16 protein-coding genes are annotated in these 18,218 nt (G+C 44.0%); 7 read left to right on the plus strand and 9 right to left on the minus strand.

The window, feature by feature from the left end; genetic code table 11:
• Positions 1–46: 46 nt before the first annotated feature.
• Positions 47–1,909 carry an asparagine synthase (glutamine-hydrolyzing) gene (gene asnB, locus MAMMFC1_RS13695; RefSeq protein WP_126309038.1) on the minus strand — a complete coding sequence of 621 codons (1,863 nt, stop codon included), beginning with the start codon at positions 1,907–1,909 and terminating at the stop codon, positions 47–49.
• 194 nt (positions 1,910–2,103) lie between these two features.
• Here asnB and MAMMFC1_RS13700 point away from each other — a divergent pair, with 194 nt between their 5' ends.
• Positions 2,104–3,582, plus strand: coding sequence for an aldehyde dehydrogenase family protein (locus MAMMFC1_RS13700; protein ID WP_232035459.1), 1,479 nt, complete (start codon positions 2,104–2,106; stop codon positions 3,580–3,582).
• Between the two features lie 345 nt (positions 3,583–3,927).
• On the opposite strand, the gene MAMMFC1_RS13705 is transcribed toward MAMMFC1_RS13700, so the two are convergent.
• On the minus strand, positions 3,928–4,227 hold the full coding sequence (locus tag MAMMFC1_RS13705; RefSeq protein ID WP_126309039.1) for a hypothetical protein: 300 nt from the start codon (positions 4,225–4,227) through the stop codon (positions 3,928–3,930).
• A 361-nt stretch (positions 4,228–4,588) separates the two neighbouring features.
• Positions 4,589–5,779: an ABC transporter substrate-binding protein gene (locus tag MAMMFC1_RS13710; protein WP_126309040.1), complete on the minus strand. Its 1,191-nt coding sequence runs from the start codon at positions 5,777–5,779 to the stop codon at positions 4,589–4,591.
• A gap of 270 nt (positions 5,780–6,049) precedes the next feature.
• Between MAMMFC1_RS13710 and MAMMFC1_RS13715 the strand changes: the two genes are divergently transcribed.
• Positions 6,050–6,709 carry a flavodoxin family protein gene (locus tag MAMMFC1_RS13715; protein ID WP_126309041.1) on the plus strand — a complete coding sequence of 220 codons (660 nt, stop codon included), beginning with the start codon at positions 6,050–6,052 and terminating at the stop codon, positions 6,707–6,709.
• A gap of 520 nt (positions 6,710–7,229) precedes the next feature.
• Here MAMMFC1_RS13715 and MAMMFC1_RS13720 read toward each other — a convergent pair.
• Positions 7,230–7,811: a hypothetical protein gene (locus MAMMFC1_RS13720; RefSeq protein WP_126309042.1), complete on the minus strand. Its 582-nt coding sequence runs from the start codon at positions 7,809–7,811 to the stop codon at positions 7,230–7,232.
• Positions 7,812–8,166: 355 nt separating this feature from the next.
• Between MAMMFC1_RS13720 and MAMMFC1_RS13725 the strand changes: the two genes are divergently transcribed.
• The gene (locus tag MAMMFC1_RS13725) at positions 8,167–8,421 is read left to right on the plus strand and encodes a hypothetical protein (protein WP_126309043.1); all 255 of its coding nucleotides are present in this window, start codon (positions 8,167–8,169) and stop codon (positions 8,419–8,421) included.
• Here the strand turns inward: MAMMFC1_RS13725 and MAMMFC1_RS13730 are convergent.
• Positions 8,411–10,591 (minus strand): PAS domain-containing sensor histidine kinase, encoded by a 2,181-nt coding sequence (locus MAMMFC1_RS13730; protein WP_158618776.1) that lies wholly within the window; start codon positions 10,589–10,591, stop codon positions 8,411–8,413. The genes MAMMFC1_RS13725 and MAMMFC1_RS13730 overlap by 11 nt on opposite strands.
• 300 nt (positions 10,592–10,891) lie before the next feature.
• On the minus strand, positions 10,892–11,311 hold the full coding sequence (locus MAMMFC1_RS13735; protein ID WP_126309045.1) for a CBS domain-containing protein: 420 nt from the start codon (positions 11,309–11,311) through the stop codon (positions 10,892–10,894).
• 572 nt (positions 11,312–11,883) lie between these two features.
• On the opposite strand from MAMMFC1_RS13735, the gene MAMMFC1_RS13740 reads away from it, so the two are divergent.
• Positions 11,884–12,879 (plus strand): beta-ketoacyl-ACP synthase III, encoded by a 996-nt coding sequence (locus MAMMFC1_RS13740; RefSeq protein ID WP_126309046.1) that lies wholly within the window; start codon positions 11,884–11,886, stop codon positions 12,877–12,879.
• A gap of 90 nt (positions 12,880–12,969) precedes the next feature.
• On the opposite strand, the gene MAMMFC1_RS13745 is transcribed toward MAMMFC1_RS13740, so the two are convergent.
• Positions 12,970–13,485 carry a hypothetical protein gene (locus MAMMFC1_RS13745; RefSeq protein WP_126309047.1) on the minus strand — a complete coding sequence of 172 codons (516 nt, stop codon included), beginning with the start codon at positions 13,483–13,485 and terminating at the stop codon, positions 12,970–12,972.
• 424 nt (positions 13,486–13,909) lie between these two features.
• Here MAMMFC1_RS13745 and MAMMFC1_RS13750 point away from each other — a divergent pair, with 424 nt between their 5' ends.
• Both MAMMFC1_RS13750 and MAMMFC1_RS13755 read left to right on the plus strand, forming a co-directional pair.
• Complete coding sequence (locus MAMMFC1_RS13750; RefSeq protein WP_126309048.1) at positions 13,910–14,398, plus strand: hypothetical protein; 489 nt, start codon at positions 13,910–13,912, stop codon at positions 14,396–14,398.
• Between the two features lie 257 nt (positions 14,399–14,655).
• Positions 14,656–16,266 carry a putative polysaccharide biosynthesis protein gene (locus tag MAMMFC1_RS13755; RefSeq protein ID WP_126309049.1) on the plus strand — a complete coding sequence of 537 codons (1,611 nt, stop codon included), beginning with the start codon at positions 14,656–14,658 and terminating at the stop codon, positions 16,264–16,266.
• Positions 16,267–16,375: 109 nt separating this feature from the next.
• Here the strand turns inward: MAMMFC1_RS13755 and MAMMFC1_RS13760 are convergent, their stop codons facing one another.
• Positions 16,376–16,708: a hypothetical protein gene (locus MAMMFC1_RS13760; RefSeq protein ID WP_126309050.1), complete on the minus strand. Its 333-nt coding sequence runs from the start codon at positions 16,706–16,708 to the stop codon at positions 16,376–16,378.
• A gap of 299 nt (positions 16,709–17,007) precedes the next feature.
• Between MAMMFC1_RS13760 and MAMMFC1_RS21540 the strand changes: the two genes are divergently transcribed.
• Positions 17,008–17,154 (plus strand): hypothetical protein, encoded by a 147-nt coding sequence (locus MAMMFC1_RS21540; protein WP_158618777.1) that lies wholly within the window; start codon positions 17,008–17,010, stop codon positions 17,152–17,154.
• 104 nt (positions 17,155–17,258) lie between these two features.
• On the opposite strand, the gene MAMMFC1_RS13765 is transcribed toward MAMMFC1_RS21540, so the two are convergent.
• Entirely contained in the window at positions 17,259–17,939 is a 681-nt protein-coding gene (locus MAMMFC1_RS13765; protein WP_126309051.1) for a phosphatase PAP2 family protein, read from the minus strand.
• Positions 17,940–18,218 lie beyond the last annotated feature (279 nt).

Below are 18,218 nucleotides of genomic sequence, written 5' to 3' on the forward strand. Positions count from 1 at the left end.
TATAGTTTTAGAGTTTACAGACCACTAATGCGAAGGCACTTGGCAGTTAGGTCATTTGCATTTGTCCGGCAGGCAGGGAAACGTGATATTCTTTCAGCCAAGCGTTTGCCATAATTAAGCGTTCCAGCGGAGTTTCGTTGAAAGCATGTTCGTGTTGTGACATATTGTTTAATGACTTTTCGACAGCCTGGATGTTGAGCAAGGGACGGATGGGGGCGGCAGGGTCGTTCAGTATCGTTTGAAACAGTTCGCGGATACCCTTCACATAGGCGGGATGATGGGAGACAGGATAGCCGCTTTTGCGACGATTTACCACATCAGTTGGCAATACGTTAGCAAACGCCCGCCGCAGTATTCCTTTCTCCATATTGCCGACAGACTTCATTTCCCATGGTATGTTCCAGACATACTCTACCAGCCGATAGTCGCAGAACGGCACCCTCACTTCAAAACCAACCGCCATACTCATTCGGTCTTTACGGTCAAGCAAGATCGGTAGAAAACGAGTGAGATTGAGGTAAAAACCTTCCCGGCGCTTTGCATCCAGAATACTTTCTCCTTCTAATCCGGGTACTTCATTGACAGCTTCACGGTATCGTGCGTTGAGATATTCGCCGGGACGGATAATTTCGAGAAGATCAGGCGAATACCATGGTAGAATTTCTTCCACCCGCAGCGATCCCCGCGCAAGCAAAGCTATCCAGGGAAACGTCGTAAGATGGACAAGATCTTCACTGAAAAACCATTTGTAGCCGCCAAATACCTCGTCGGCCGATTCTCCCGAAAGAGCGACGGTCGCGTCGCTTTTCATAGCTTTAAACAGCAAGTACATGGAGGTTTCTCCCTGACCATAAGCCGGATAGTCGCGAGCACGCATTGGAACAAGCAGATTGTCGAGAAGTTGGGCCGAATCAACCATGATCTCATGATGCTGAGTATCGACATGTTCAGAGACACTTTGGATGTAAGGCGCGTCAAGGCTTTCATGTACTTCACTTTTTAAGAAATAGCGGCTGCTTTCCTCGAATTCGACCGAATAGGTGTTTAGTTTTTTGCCCTCCCGGGCAAACTCTTTAGCCGCCAGGGCGGTAATTCCGCTGGAGTCGAGGCCACCCGACAGCAAGGTGACAACCGGAACATCGGCTACAAGCTGGCGGCCCACGGTATCTTTAAGCAATGCCTGGATGCGCTCGGTAGTTGTCTTTAGATCATCGGTATGAGGCGCACTCTTCAGCGACCAGTATTGAGTGTCATGGCGGCCGTTATGATCGAATACAAGCCGGTGGCCGGGGCGAACTTCGAAAACATTACGAAAAACACTGCTGCCAGGTATATGCAAAGGGAGGAAATTAAGCGCCGCCAGCAAGCCGGTGGCGTCCACCTCCGGCTTGACTAGGGGGTTGGCGAGTAGTGCTTTGAGCTCAGACCCGAAGATTACTCCGCTGCCCCGTTCAGCGTAGAACAACGGCTTTACCCCCAGGTGATCACGGGCTAATAATAATTGTTCTTTCTTGCTGTCCCACAGGCCGAAGGCAAAGATGCCGTTGAGGTGATTGACACAGCTGTTGCCCCACTCCAGATAGGCTCGCAGCAAGACTTCAGTATCGCACTGGGATCGGAATTTATGGCCACGTGATTCCAGTTCCTTACGTAGTTCACGGAAATTGTATATTTCACCGTTGTAGGTTAACACATATTTATGGCCGTTTTCCTCTGCTATCATCGGCTGAACTCCTCCTGCCGGATCGATAACGATGAGCCGCCGATGTCCCAGCGCAGCCCTCTGCGAAAGCCATTTTCCTCCCGCATCCGGCCCACGGTGTCGTATGGTGTTTATCATTTTATCGATTACTGCTTCTTGCTTACTCAAATCTCGTTCCCAGTCAACCCAGCCTGCAATGCCGCACATTACATTCCCTCCTGACCTTTAATATACATTCCTATTGTGTGCTACTGACCTTAAAGAAAAATGCAAAAAGAGTTGTATAAAATGGGTTTATTTTATAAAATGGCTTTAAGAGAACAAATATATGCAATATTTTTACCGGATTAAAAAAGACTGGGCGTAAAGAAGAAGATCAGCCCAACGAAAGGAGAATGAGAATGAACATGATCAAACCGGATGAGAGCTATCAACTGTTTATTGACGGGCAATGGGTTGAGGGAAAAGAGGGAAAAACCTTTCAATCCTACAACCCTGCAAATGGTGAAAAACTCGCAACCTGCGTTGATGCAGGGAAAGAAGATGTAAACCAAGCTGTCGCTGCGGCGTGGAAGGCTTATGAGAGCTGGAAGGACATCAGTCCCCAGGATCGCTCCAAAATGTTGCTGCAAATCGCCGATCTGATCGATGCCAATACCGAAAGGCTGGCTGCTGTGGAAACGCTGGACAACGGCAAGCCCGTTCGAGAAACGCTCAATATCGATGTTCCTCTCAGTTCGGATCACTTCCGCTATTTCGCAAGTGCCATCCGCACCGAAGAAGGCCAAGCTGTGCTCATCGATAAGGACACGCTGAGTTTGGTCCTGCGCGAACCCATCGGGGTGGTTGGACAAATCATCCCCTGGAATTTTCCGCTATTAATGGCTGCCTGGAAAATCGCGCCGGCTTTGGCGGCAGGAAATTGCATTGTCATTAAGCCTTCTTCCAGCACTTCTCTCAGTCTGCTGGAATTGACCAAACTGTTGGCGCGGGTGCTGCCGCCCGGCGTGGTAAATGTCATTACCGGCAAAGGCTCCGTTTCGGGCAATTATATCTTGGAACATCCCGGCTTTAGCAAACTGGCCTTTACCGGTTCCACCGAAGTTGGGTATACCGTATCCGCAGCAGCTGCTAAAAGGCTCATCCCGGCCACCCTGGAACTGGGCGGCAAATCGGCTAACATCTTCTTCCCTGACGCTCCCTGGGAAAAGGCAATTGAAGGCTTGCAAATAGGCATCTTATTCAACCAGGGTCAGGTGTGCTGCGCCGGATCACGGGCATTTGTCCACGAAGATATCTATGACCGGTTCATCGACGAAGCCGTCGCAGCGTTTGCCAAGGTGAAAGTAGGGCTGCCCTGGGAACCGGACACCCAAATGGGGTCTCTGGTCAATCCGGGACAATTGAAAAAAGTTCTGGATTATGTCGATATCGGTAAAGCCGAGGGAGCTAAAATCGCTTATGGCGGCGAAAAACTTACCGAAGGCGGTCTTGACAAGGGCAGTTTTATCCGGCCAACCATTTTGACCGAGGTAAACAACCGCATGCGGGTAGCGCAGGAAGAAATTTTCGGTCCGGTCATTTCTGTCATTAGGTTCAAAGATGAGGCAGAAGTAATCCGCTTAGCCAATGACAGTGAATACGGCCTGGGCGGTGCGGTCTGGACCAAAGATATTAACCGGGCCTTCCGGGTTGCCAGAGCGGTCCAAACAGGCCGGATGTGGGTCAACAATTACAACAATCTACCGGCGCACGCCCCTTTTGGCGGTTACAAAAAATCCGGGATTGGTCGAGAAACCCATAAAATGATGCTGGATCATTACAGTCAAAAGAAAAATATCTTTATTAGTTTATCCGAAACTAAAGTCGGTTTGTATTGAGACTCTTTAAGCACTTTCCCAAGAAGCGGACGAAGAAACGAGCAAATGGCGTTTATCCAAGAAATCAACGGGTTTGGACTGTTTTTCCCGATTGGAACGATGACGTCAAGGGGAAAGTTAATACCCGTAAAAGTAGTTTTGATGCGAATAAAGAAAAAGAGCAGGCAAAATTGGGCCTGCGGTATACATGCTTACTAATTAATTACCCGGTGGCTTCGGCTGCCGGGATTTTTATTTTGTGCAATTATTAATAGGTGGCTTTGAAAAAGAATGGGAATTAAAAAAGCTATATCCGTTCAGTCTTCTGAAATAGTGGTTTTCTAAAAATAGGATTTGATTGTATGATTATTTCAAATTAGTAAAATTATGTAAATTAAAAGCCTCTAACTTATCTTTTGGAATTTGTATCTTGGCATAAGGCAACAGTATATTTTCCGTACCATCTATTGGAGAGCGGTTTATTATATTTGACAACCGACTACTAATATAAAAATAAATATCTGGAATTATTTGATCGCCGGAAAATAAAATTCCATATATCAGTGAAAAAACAAAGTTTTTAAATGAAGAAAAGCCTTCCATTTGTTTATCTGCTTCGCTGAAATAAACCTGAGGATAATTATTTCTCTTAAAATCATCAGCCATATTTTACCCGCTTTCATTTTTCTTTATCTTTTTTCCAGATTATTAGTTTTCCATATTGACATTTTACGGCTAGGCTTTTTTAAAAAGTAGATTTTCAATTCCTATTATCGAAAATCCTGCAAAAATTTTAAAATTTGTTGACTTTCCTAGGAATTCCACCAGTGTATTCATGTAAAACGCCTAAAGCAGCTTGAGTGAAGATTTCACTGGGAGCTTTTACGGCATCCAGATGCCTTTTCACGTAGTTTGCTGTTTCCGCCCTTTACATAGGGATTAGATGGAAGCGCATATCAATCCCCTGGGCGATAGCCTGATGTACCTGCAGCTTAAGTGTTTCCTTCATTACCCGGTTTTCCTGTTTCTATATAAAGTTTCGGTTTAACCTCGCCAGCAAGTCCGCGGTGTCTTGTCCCCGAATGTAATCCCAGCCAAGCCATTTTAAAACCGCATTGGCCGGTAAACGGTTTTTCACATTTGGGTGCAAGGAAGGAAAGTAGGCTCCCGCGCAAATGCGGCCAAATTCCGGGCCGGTTAAAAAAGCAATCAATTCTGCCAGTTCTTCAGTTTTCGTGGATTTTACCAGAAATGACAACGGTGTTATCAGTGTTCCGTCTTCCATCCAAATGACTTTAGCCTCGATGGGTGGTGCAATAGTATTGGCAAAAAAGTGCGGCATTACATGGATCGGCGGCAGGTCTGCCTTATTGCCGGCCATGCTGCGGATCATTTCGGAGGGGTGCATTCCATAACGAACGGATCTTTTTAAGGCGGCGATTCCGTCATCGCCATATTGCTTATAAATGTTTAGCAGCACCATATCATCAAAATCGCCGGGACAACCGTTCAATACCACCATTTGTTCAAACTCCGGCTTTAATAAGTCATCCCATGTCTTCGGCAGCGGCAGACTGCCCAGACGTTTGCAGTCAATTACCACCACAACAGGGTTGATCGCGACGACATTATAACAGCCATCTGTGTCAACAATGTCAATACCGCTCAGGGAACTATTTACCGGTCGTTCTGTTGGGGCTCGATAAAAACCTTTCTTTATAAATCTTTCAGTAAAATTTTTGTTAATCAGGTAATCTGTCGTGAATAGCAAGTCAGGTGCGTCGTCAATATTGTCAACTTGCCCGATATAATCAGCAAAGGCCAATATATCAGTACTGCAGGACCATACATAATAATTAAGTCGTATATTTTTTTCCTGTTGCAGTTTCTCTAAAAATGTTTGCAATGCACTGTGGAGCGGCAGCTTTAAGGCGCATGGCAGTTGTGCAATGAAATTAAACCCCCCGGGTTTATTAACTACAGCTGCCGATAGTTGACGATATTGCTGGGCATCTTTGATTTGGTCAATTAGTAATGCGGTAAATACTGCCGCATTAATTTTTTTGACGCGCAGTAATTCTTTTAGTTTTAAAATGGACCACAAATCTTGGGCCGCATCCGCTGGGGAGAAAATATTAAACCCGGTGAAAACAGCCAAAGTTTCCGGATGTCTGTCAATGATTTCCCTGACGGTGGATTCAAGTAAATTTTCAATCATAGAGTTTCTCTCCCAGTACGCAAGTTAACTATAACTAAATCCTATTATATCTGATATCCCAGTTTTTGTGAAACACAGGGATGATTCGCTCTTTGAATGATATCCTTTGATATTTTTGTCCTTATCCTTGCATTTCTTTAGATTGTGTAAAACACTATACAACTATAATAAAGAAATTAGTGTAATATGTTCTTTAACAGCATTACTGTGAAAAGCAGTAATGGGGTAAGAGTATCATCCTATTTAAAATTTAAAGGAGGCCCGAAAATAATGAAAGTACTTGGAGTTTCAGGTTCACCTATTCCCAACAGCAATACCGACCGCGCCGTCAAGGCAATATTGGATGCAACAGGACTGGAAACGGAGTTTATCAAATTAAGCGATTATAAATTTTGTGGTTGCATGCACTGTCTGAAATGTGTATACACGAATAAATGCGCAATAGATGATGATGGTCCCATGCTAATAGAAAAAGCCAGGGAAGCCAGTGCAATTGTGATCGGGGGATGGACGCCTTTCTCATCATTGGATTCCCGCACAAAGGCATTTATTGAGCGATGTTTTGCTAACCGCCATTTAAAGAACTATATGAAAGGTAAACCAGCTGTTTCCGTGGTTACACACGCAGCACCGGAAGAAAATCCTGAGCTGCCGCCGGCAGCTTCTATGGGGCAGAATGCTATCATGTACTATATGATGGAGGAAGGGATGAATTATCTAGGTGGGGTGAAAGTCTCCGGCAATGTGCCTTGTATCAGATGCGGCGTTGGCGACACGTGTGAGATATCCGGTCTCAAAATGCTATTGGGACCGACCGCCACGGTAGCAAAAGCCGGTGTAAAAAAAATTGAAGATCAGCCGGCAATGGCAGAGGCTTGTAAATTGGGCAAGTTGATTGCCGAGACACTTGCCAAGGAAGAAAACAATTAGCGTGAATTCTCATAAAAAAGCCGCGAGCAATCGCGGCTTTTAGTACAGGGAACCCGCTGTTTTTTAGTCTTTACAACAGTGATGTTTAAATTTGTGATGACATTTCGGGCACTCGCATTCAGGATGAAACTCGTGATTACAGTGGGGACATTTATGACAACCTATATGACATTCATGATGACACTTGGGACATTTATGCGGGAATTTGTGATGACACTTGGGACATTTGTGATGATGCTCGTCATAACAACATTCTTCCAAATTACTCAAGTCATTTAACCTCCTTTAAGTTATCTAATATCATGATATGAATATTGCGTAAGAATAGTGATGAGTGGGTCAGGCATATCCTAATACCCGGATGTTAAGCCTTTATAAACTGCATCATAATAATAGTATCTAAATTAATAGAAGGAGGAATTTGTTTGTATTTCTATAAAATAAACTGCCAAAGCATCATCTGATGTCTTTGGCAGTTTATTTATATAGGATATAAGCTTTCATTTCGCATAAGGCGATATTATCGATTATTATTTTTAGCCGGTGAGTTCACCAATATAATCGTCGGGAAAATGCTTCCTGTTGTCCCTAACATATACTTTCGGTGGGAGATCTGGTGCCCGTCTATGGACAAATCGAAATCAATAAAGCTTGCATCCTCAAGGTGAAAGCTAAGCCCATCCGACCCCCGGGCAGTATTAAACCTAAAGCGCAGGTTATCATGTTCCGAGTCTATTTCATGGCCATTAAAGCCGAAATAGGGCTGGTCTTCTTCGCTGTTGGGAAACCCATACCAAAACCCTTCTTTACTATCGGAGTAAACATCAATAAAGTCTTTACCTTCTAAACGATGGCCCCTAACATGGGAGATAAATCCATCTGTTTGAATTACACCGCTAAAAACATGCTTTTTACTGCGAGCTGTTGCCCAAATATGAAATCCGGATTTATCCTGCCATATATAATATCCCTCCGACCCACCGGAAGAAACCCGGGCAGGTTTACGGTTTACACCGGCTCTTCCCGGCTCAGCAAAAGTACTGCTTGTCAAGGCAATAAGCAATAGACCTATTAACGCGAGCACTAAGCTTTTTTTCTTCATAATCTAAATTAATACCATCCTTCGCCTTCCTAATTGTTGATATAATTCTATTTTAAGGGAAAAGTCGACAAATGCCAAGTCCCTGTAAGAAGCTGTTTTTCTTTGACACAGGGATTTGGTGACGAATTATCGCGATCAGCCAATTGCTAACACATTTAGCCAATAATTCATATTATGTTGTAAGCGATCTATTTTTTATTTAAGACCTCGGTATGCTTACCTGAGAGGACGCCTCTGCCGAAAATGACATTTATCCAAATTTGAGAACATGTTTGCAATCAATAAATACACAGGGGTGTATATAAAATGCCTAAAAGATTTATTTCATGGGAACCTCCCCAAATTGAAGACTGGGATGACAAATGGGAAGAGGAAAGGCAATATTGCCCACCTACTCTTTGTTTTCCTTATTGCCGGCCGCATTGCGGCCCTGACTGTCCTCCCGGCGCCGGTATCTGTCGCCCCCGAAGATCCCCTATTGTATGTCGACCTCAGATTTGTTATCCCGATTGTTATCCTAGATATAATTATTACCGATGAAGCTGCCTATTCTCGCGCCAACCTATACTGTTGGCGGGCGGACAGGCAGTGGATTGGATTTACCCTTTAAACCTAACAAAAAATGTTGTCCCGGTATTGCCTGTATCAAGGGTAATGGTGGCACCGTGGCGGTGGGCAATACTGTAGCAGATGGATAAGCCGAGGCCTGTTCCCTGTTCTTTGGTGGTGAGGAAGGGGGTGCCCAGCTTGGTCAGCATTTCTTGAGGGATGCCTGAGCCTTCATCTTGTACGGCCAGTACCACCGCACCCGTATCTTTGAAGGTGCGGATTGTCAGATGTCCACTGGTTTGCATGGCTTCCAGCCCGTTGCGGGCCAGGTTAAGAATTAGCTGTCGGATTTCCTTTTGGTCAATGCAAATATCCGGAATATCACCTAATTCCAGGTCGATCTGCTTATTGGTGACAATGGCGTCAGCCTGTAGCAGTGGATGCAGGACGCGGATAATATGATTAAGACTGGCTGTTTCCATTTGTACCGCCTTATTTTTAGCCATTGAGAGAAATTCGGTAATAATGGAGTTAGCTCTGTCCAGTTCCTCAATCATTACGTTATAGTGTTCCAAATTGGCGCTGTTTTCACTTCGCCGGCCTAATAATTGCAAAAAACCCCGCACCGTGGTCAGGGGATTCCGTATTTCGTGACCAATGTTGGCTGCCATTTCTCCTACCAGATTGAGACGGTCAAGGCGGGCCAGTTCCTGTTCGACTTTTTTACGCTCACTGATGTCACGGGCGATGGCCAAAGCCACCGGCAGGCCGTTTAGCCGGAAAAATTGCAAGCTTACTTCAACAGGGATAGTTGTGCCATCTTTTGCAACATGAATAGTTTCAAAAATAGTTTGATTGTTTACATTTGGATTAATTATGGAATAGGCGGGTAAAGCAGTGCCGGTACGTAATTTATAATCAATATCCGCAGGAGTCAGTTCCATGAGTTCTTCTTTGGCATAACCTAAACGCTCACAAGCTATATTATTAACTTCGATAAATTTTCCGGTAGTTATTTTGTCCCGGTCATCCCACTCATTTCTGTATATTTCATAGAGAAAAATGGCGTCGGTGGCGTTGTTGACCAACATACGGTATTTTTCCTCACTTTGCCGCAGCAAGGCCTCAGCCTGTTGGCGTTCAAAAATTTCTTGCTGAAGTTGGCGATTGAGGACTAATAAATTTTGGGTACGGTTTTTAACTGTCGTTTCAAGCTGTTGGCTATGGTTACTAATGGTCGCTGCCATTTGATTAAAAGTATCGCATAGTTCCTGCAACTCACGGGGGGCTGAGGCAAGCTGCTTGGCTATGAAAGACATACCGCCCGGTTTTTGCATTTGCCTGGTTCCCTCGATTAGACGGCCTATTGGGATTTTAATGTTGCGGGACATGACCAGTGACAAGGGCAGACTGAGCAGCAGGACGAGCAAAAAGCCCAGGAACATATGCAGTAATTGTTGATAAATAGGGGTTAGCACCTCAATGGCATTGATTTCACTGACTATGGCCCAATTGTGGGTTGACAGCCGGCGATAGGCGCCAAAAACCGGCTGTTTATCGTAACCGGTGTACACACTGGTGTCTGTATTACCTTCCAGGGCCTGATTGACAGCCAGGGTATTTATTTTATATTGCAACCTTGGTAACGGTAATGGCAGTGAAGCTGAATTTTCCCCATTCACATCTCCGGCGCCACTGAGGAATAAGCCGTCCTGATTAACCAGGTATGTCTTGCCTGTTTGGCTGAAAATAAATTCTTGCATCAAAGCATCTATAGCCGACAAGTTGGCGATACCGGCAAGCAGGCCTTGGAAATCGCCGCTGTAGCCATAGATTGGTGCGGAGAAGATAATTTTCGGCTGGTTATCGGTTTTAGTTTGGATAATATCCGATATATAATTTTGACCGGAGAGGGCTTTTTGAAAATAAGGCTGGTCGCCCCGATATAGTTCGGGGCCATGTTGCATGTCAATTTCAGTAAGACCGACTTGGTTTACATAAATAATATTGTCGAAATATTTATGGTTATGGAGAAAGGTGGTAAAATCGCTTACCATCATTTCTTTGTCTACTTTTTTGATAGAGTCTAAGTTAGCCAGGCTGTTGATATCTTCATGACAGATGTTGAACCATTTGTCAAGAGCATATTCCTGTCTGACAAGCGACTGTTCCATTTGTTGGAACGTTCTAGCTGTTTCACTGTTTACTTCCCGGACAGCAAAAATGATCATCAAAAGCAGGCTGGGCAGGCAAATTAGCAGAAATCCCCAAGTTCTCAAATAACTATCCAAACTTTTGGAGCCAAATATACGACTAGCATAAACTGATAGCTGTTTTACCATATATGCTGGGCACTCTCCTTACGGGTGACAGAAAGTTATGTAAAAATAGTGTTGTAAATGTAAACTGTTTCAACAGCTATTAAAAGATACCCTTCGGGAGTTTTGTCGAAATATAGTAGTCGTAAATAAAAATTTTTTGGCATTTTTTAGAGGAATAAGCGGATGGGTATAGGGAATTCTGCTTAAGCGCTATTTACTACCGCTGTTTGCCAAAGTTAATTTTACATAATACTCGATAATCTCTCGGCGGCGGATGATTCCGATAAAGATCTTGCTGTCATCTACTACCGGGACAAAGTTTTGAACGATAGCTAAGGACAATAGATCCTCCATTTCTGAACTAATTCGTACCGGAGTGTTGGTCACTCGCCGGGAAATTTCTCTAAGCATAATCTTCTCAGTACCGGCAAAGGTTAAGCCTTGCGTATTCTTCATTTTCCATAATAAATCTCCTTCAGTAATTGTTCCGGCGTATTTACCATGTTCGTCAATCAGGGGAACAGCCGTATAACGGTGGTATTCCATTTTCTCAAGCGCTTGCCGCATGGTACAATTCAGAGGCAAATAAACTACTTCCTTTTTAGGGATCAGGAAAAAAGAAATATTCATAAAGTTACTCCTCTCCAGTATCTTTCTAAAGAATCTTACAAGATAATCTATTTTTAGTTAAATTTTACAAATAAAATTCTATAAAGGGAGAAAATTATCCTCTTACAATATTAGCACAAATTTGAGACAAGTGACAAAGTGACAGTTATTACAGTTGGGCGTTCCAATAGGAGGGATGCCTAATACCCGGATATCAATTCTTTAACGCGACATAGATAGAATAATTAAAATAGAAAATTTGTAAGTTGTGACACCGTATAGCTTGCTTTTTTTATCAAGTTAGTGTATTCTAAGTTTGGGGACTACCACGAGTGGTGTCGTGGTAGGTGGATGGTGAAAGGTGGGCAAGAGCGAGAGCGGATCGGAATTGGCTCTCGCTTTTGTCTTTTATCAAGGGTGTCAAAGGGACGGTTTATATTCTGGCAAATAATAAACCCATATTTTTCGAGAGCAATTACAAGATTTGTATAATTGCCCGCTATTTTCCTGGGAATAATAATACTATACTATGTAAAAGTAACAAAAAAACAGTGTCAAGAGAGTAGCGATGAAAAAGGGGAACTATACACAATATGAATAAAAAATCCGTAGGTATTTTAGGGATAGGTTCATATGTACCGGCGAAGGTGGTCACTAATAAAGATATAGAAAAGATGGTGGATACTTCCGACGAATGGATTGTTGAGCGTACAGGTATCCGCGAACGGCATATCGCTGCCGCAGGCGAGGCCACGTCGGATTTAGCCGCTATAGCGGCCCAAAGGGCATTGGAGGATGCCGGAGTCGGTGCGGGAGAGATCGAACTGATCCTTGTTGCCACCGCTACCCCGGACATGTATTTCCCGGCTACTGCCTGTTTGGTGCAAAGCAGTCTGAAAGCAGTAAATGCGGCCGCTTTTGATCTTTCCGCTGTCTGCTCCGGTTTTGTGTACGGTCTCGTGACAGGCAGTCAGTTTATCATGGCAGGCACTTATCGTAAAGTTCTGGTTATCGGCGCGGAGACCTTTTCCAGAATCACTGACTGGACTGATCGTAGTACATGCGCAATATTCGGCGATGGGGCGGGAGCTGTTGTTTTGGGTGAAACCTCGCCCGGGTGTGGAGTTTTAGGCATACATTTAGGAGCGGATGGTGCCGGCGGCGATCTTTTAAAAGTACCTGCCGGTGGCTCACGGCAGCCTGCATCGGCCGAAACGATTTCCCAACGTTTGCATTTTGTCCACATGAACGGTAATGAGGTATACAAGTTCGCAGTCAAAATTATGGGTGAAGCCGCCAATAGAGCTCTCGAAAACGCCAATCTTTCGCCGGCGGATATAACGTATCTTGTACCGCATCAAGCTAATATCCGCATTTGTCAGGCAGCTGCTAAACGCCTTGGTTTGCCAATGGAAAAGGTTTTAGTCAATATTGATAAATACGGTAATACATCGGCGGCCTCCATTCCCATTGTTTTGGATGAGGCACTCAAAAGCGGCAGAGTTAAAAACGGCGATATACTTGTGCTAGTCGGATTCGGCGGCGGGTTGACTTGGGCAGCCAGTGTTGTCAAATGGTGTAAAGGATGATTCCTCTGGATAGTGCTGATCAAATAGAGCGTGGGTATAAATTAAACGAGGCTGTCTCACCTTTGAGACAGCCCCTGTTTTTCAAAAAAATTAAAATTTGTGATTAATGCCAAATCCTATTCCGTCAAATGTGGGTAGCCCATCCTGATCATAAGATTTATAGCCGAGATGAAGGGCAGTTTGTCCGTCCAGCTTATAGTTTACACCGGCTTGCCATTCAGTATAATTACTACTTGCCGTAACAGAAAGGTCCCCATCCAGGTTGGGGGCCAGGTTGGTGAGAGCTCCCAGACCGTAGAAAAATTTGCCGGAACCATTGTCAAAGTCCCGGTTGCCGGCAATGAGGCGGATATTTGGATCCAGCTTGTATTGAGCATATAGATCTGTCGTTTCAAGATCAGCGGTATTCCGTTCAATTCCCAGAATGAACTTAGCAGAAATTCCGTGTTCCAAATTAAAACTGTCATTTGTAACATCATGATTCAAGTTGTAGTGATTATACCCGATACTGGTCTGACCTTCTTGAACATCAGTGATTGGGGCGGCAAAACCAACGCTGCTAACCAACATAGCCCCGGCTAACACTGCCAAAATCTTATTTTTCATAATGGTATCTCCTCCTTGTAATTCCCCGTAATAATCGAAATGCTTTTTTCGAATTTCCCAAAAGATGGGTCTATATAAACGCTTGGCTATGCACCGGGTTATTTGCTTTAATGCTGTAAATTTTGTAATTATTGCCTATAATAACCGGTGCTGTGCCAAGCGGAATATATATTATAATATATAATAATCTTGATATGTTACAGAATTGTTACAGGAATTTAACGAAAATATAAATGATGTGGGCATAACAATCTATAGGGAATGGACGCATTCAAGAGTGGGCAGTTTTTTAATGCGACGTATATACTGCTCAAAAAGAAAAAACTTGTATACCTATTAACAAGCTTGCAGGATTTTCCTTAAGGAGAAAGAAAAATATCAAAATGAAAGTTCCTAAGCTAAATAATTAAAGGAAAGCGCGGCAATGAAAAAAACGTCTGTTATTTTGCTTGTTATTTCGGGTCTGGTGGTTTTGACAGGCTGGGCCATAACGCAATATTACTTTCAATCTTCCGCAGCAATCGGTCCGGAACCTGTGCCGGTAATAATTTCTTCCCCTCCTGCCAACAAGGCAGCGAATAGTCTGCCGGAGCCGAAAGATAGTCTTTCGGAGTCGAAAGAGGCCGAGCCTGCTTCCGGAACCCAAGTCTCAAAGGAAACATCAACGCCTTCTCAACATGTTGCAGTCGATAAGGTATTTACTATGGATGCCGAACCACCTAATCTTGCCGATTATAATTATTCGATAAAAAAGGATGAAAAAAAGGGTGTTGAAATTATACCAGGCGTGACGGTAGGGAATAAAGCGGTTGAAGTAAAATTGGACAAGGCCAGTGATAGGTCGCTTGAGATTGAACGAAACCCATCCAACTCCAATAATCAATATCAGGTAATGTGGAAGAGTAAGTATTAAAAGATCCGCCGCTTCCGTAGCTCATCGGAATAACGGCGGACTTTTTGTTTTTTCTTATGACGGCGAGAGTAAGTTCAGGGGCTGGTTTATATGATAAAATATAAGAATGATAGTCATTGGATTGCAGGACATTGGCTTGGAATGGACAAGATATAATAGTAGCCAAGCAGATACGAAGAGGAAAAGAATTTGTGGGATGGTTTGCTGGTGGTGACGGGAGCAGCCAATCCTAATTAGACCAGGTAAGGATTGAAATTATGACGGAAAAAAAATCCCCTAACGCGGCTAATCTTTTTTTAAAAGGAACGTTTATTTTGACGGTTGCGGGTTTGGTCGTCAAAGTCATCGGGTCTCTAAATTGGATTATTCTATCCCGGGTATTGGGCGGCGAGGGTATTGGAATTTATCAGATGGCCTTTCCCCTATACCTGTTGGCCCTGAGCATATCGTCAGCAGGCATTCCGGTTGCTATTTCCATTATTACGGCAGAAAAGATCGCTTTACAGGACTATCGAGGGGCTAATGGCGTTTTCCGGTTGTCGCTAATTCTGCTAACTTTTACTGGCATGGCCTTGAGTTTACTATTGTTTTTCGGCGCCGGCTGGCTGATCGATCACCGGATAATCCGGGATGCCCGGGCATATTACTCTTTAATTGCCCTTTCGCCGGCGATATTCCTCGTAACCATACTTTCAAGTTTTCGCGGCTATCTTCAGGGCTGGCAGACGATGACTCCTACGGCTATTTCGCAAATCATTGAGCAATTGTTTCGCGTGGCAACAATGCTTATTTTCGCCGCCGCTTTATTGCCGAGAGGGTTGGAATACGCTGCCGGCGGAGCAAGTCTGGGGGCGGGGGTGGGAGCCTTAGCGGCCTTAGCAGTGTTGGTTTACTATTATTGGCGGTTGAAAATAAATACTAAGCACGAGCAGTTTAGCCAGGGTGAGTCCCGTTACGAGTCCCGTTACGAGGAATCAAGCATCAGCATAATCCGCCGGATAACAAAACTATCTATCCCCATTTCTCTCAGCGGTATTATGCTGCCTTTAGTCGCGAATCTTGATTTGCTTGTCGTACCGGTAAGACTTGAAGATGCGGGTTATTCGGTGGAACAGGCGACGGAATTATTTGGCTACTTAACCGGTATGGCCGTACCGTTGGTTAATCTGGCCACTATCCTTACCGCTTCTTTGGCTACCAGTTTAGTACCGGCAATATCAAAGGCTTATTCGCTGGGTGAAAAACAGCAGATTTTACAACGGACGGCCGGAGCTATGAGGCTTGCCAATCTTACTGCCGTACCTTTTAGCGTACTTCTGTGGATACTGGCCGAGCCGATATTAAGCGTGGTGTATCATGCACCACGGGCGGCAGATATTACTAAGGTTCTGGCAATAGGAGTATTTCTTCTGGGGATTCACCAGGTCACGACAGGCGTACTGCAGGGATTGGGGCGCACCACAATTCCGGTCATTAATATGGGAGTGTCTGCTGTCGCTAAGGTGTTTCTAAACTGGACTCTTACGGCTATACCCGCATTTGGCATACAGGGGGCAGCATGGGCGACATTGGCGGATATTGGCCTGGCAGCAGTCCTGAACCTATATTTCGTTTACCGTTTTACCGGGTTTCATATAGATATCGGCGAAACATTGAAATATGCTGTGGCTGCAGTTGTTATGGGGGCAGTGATATATCTAAGCTATAACTGGCTATTGCTGGTAACGGGAAATGAACTTTTTGCTATGGCGCTGGCGATTTTGGGCGGCGGAGTTGTCTATGGGGGCATTTTGCTTGCTACCGGCGGTTTAAATAGGCGGGATATCGAAAGAATACCTTTAATTGGTATTTTTCTAAAAAAATCGTAACCTTGTTTCGTGAATGGTCCGTATGGGCTTCGCCAGGAGGAATCTGTGCCGCCAACTGATAAGCATGAACTATTTTGCACCGGCGGTTTCCCCGTGTACTGTGAACAGGTCATTGAGTGGTCGCCGCACTGCTTACAACAGTAGATGTAGCGGTAACAGAAATTACCGGGGAAAGGAGAGCGAAAAAATTTTTCGCTATTTCTTCAATATCCTTTGGTAATCCTAAATCTGTAAAACTATTTAGGCTGGCTGTTTGAAGCGCAAGTAAAAGGTCCGGCGAGATAACAAGCGTCTGAATCGTGCCGGTAGCAGTAGTGGGAGGAGTAGGAATAGGGACAGCGGAAACAACAATATTTATAGCATTACCTGGATTCATCAATACCGGCAGGTTTAAGTAAACAAACACTGTCAATACGTTTTCAAAATCCGGTTTTAAAGCCAAGCTATTCACTCCTTAATAATACTGTGAATTTATTATATGAGGATGAATTTCTTTTGTTCGAACAACCCGGAATTCGCCTATACCTTGCCTGTTGGAGAGCGCGAATTTAGGCCCCCTGCCTTATGAAAGTGAGGCAGGGGGCCTAAATAACAAGGGCAATAGCTGTTGCTGATTTTGTAAAACAAAAAAAACAGATAGCGCAGTGGTATCTATTCCTGGATTTTGCACACAATATATGCTGTAAGTTGAGAAACTTAGGAGGCCATAAGGGGGCGTCTTATAAATCAGGGGGCGATGTTATGGGTGGTAGAACTCTTGATCAATTTTATAGCCGGCAACAAGCTAGAGCAAAAAAAGTAAAAAACTCAAAAGACACTTCAGCTAAGGATCCGGATAACAAGCAAGAAAAATTATATGACCAGCAACCCCGGCCTGCACAAGACTAGCAGAACCAACCGCTAAACTGCTAACTGCCGTCCGAATTATCTTCATTATTTTCGGGCGGCAGTTTTATTGTGTATGCTTTTTGCAAGTAAGCTCGATTTGGTTTCTACACAGTTTTTCTCAACCGGTTTACAGCTTCTTTGACTCGTAATACTTTTCCCTTCAGCCGGTCATACATTTTCGCAAAAGTATAACCGCCAAATAACGGCAGGGCAAAAGCAATAGTCACTATCAAGCTAAACACAATGGTCAATGGATTGTGAATGCCTAAACCGGGAGCGGCAAGTAAAAAAGCCAAGATGACACTCGTAACGCTAAGTCCCGCAACAGCACCCCACAATACATCGAAAGGAAAATGCGCGCCGATATATACTCGTGTTAGCCCTATTAACCCGGCTAAAATGAAAAATAAATGGGTTAATCCTCCCCAGTGATAACTGAAGATCACTGCTAGACCGAAGGCCGTTGCCGTATGGCCGGACGGGAAAGAACCGTGGGTAAGCCGTTTGCCTACCACATTCACGTTGGGCAATACACATGCCGGTCTTGATTTGGGAAAATATTTTTTGATAATTTGGCAGACTACACCGGCAGCCAAAATGGAAGCAACAGATTGTGCGTACCATAAGCCAGTTATACCAAAGCCATAATGGACGGCGGTCATAAGTAAAAATATAACCCATCCTTCACCAAGTTGACTTAGGGCGAACATAAAAACATCAAGCTTTTTGCTGCGAAACGGGGTACTATTGATAACCGTAAACATTAAAAAATCAGCTTTTTCCATGGAGCACCTCCATCAAGTGTCGGCTACTATTTTACACTTATTCTATAGATGATTGCCATACCAAACAAGGCAGCTCAGGTTAATTTTTAGTTAAATAAATATTATTTTTAAACAATAGTACGCCAGTACACCGTACGTTAATTTAAGCAAACTATACTAAATTGTTATCTTTCGGCATACATTATAGCAATAGTCGGTTGAAGAATTTTGCTAACAGTATCAGCGCACCCCTTATTGCTCAAATTCAATGTTGCGAATTTTAAAAAAATTATTGACTAA

The sequence above is a fragment of the Methylomusa anaerophila genome, assembly GCF_003966895.1.
Classification (GTDB): Bacteria; Bacillota; Negativicutes; order Sporomusales; family Sporomusaceae; genus Methylomusa; species Methylomusa anaerophila.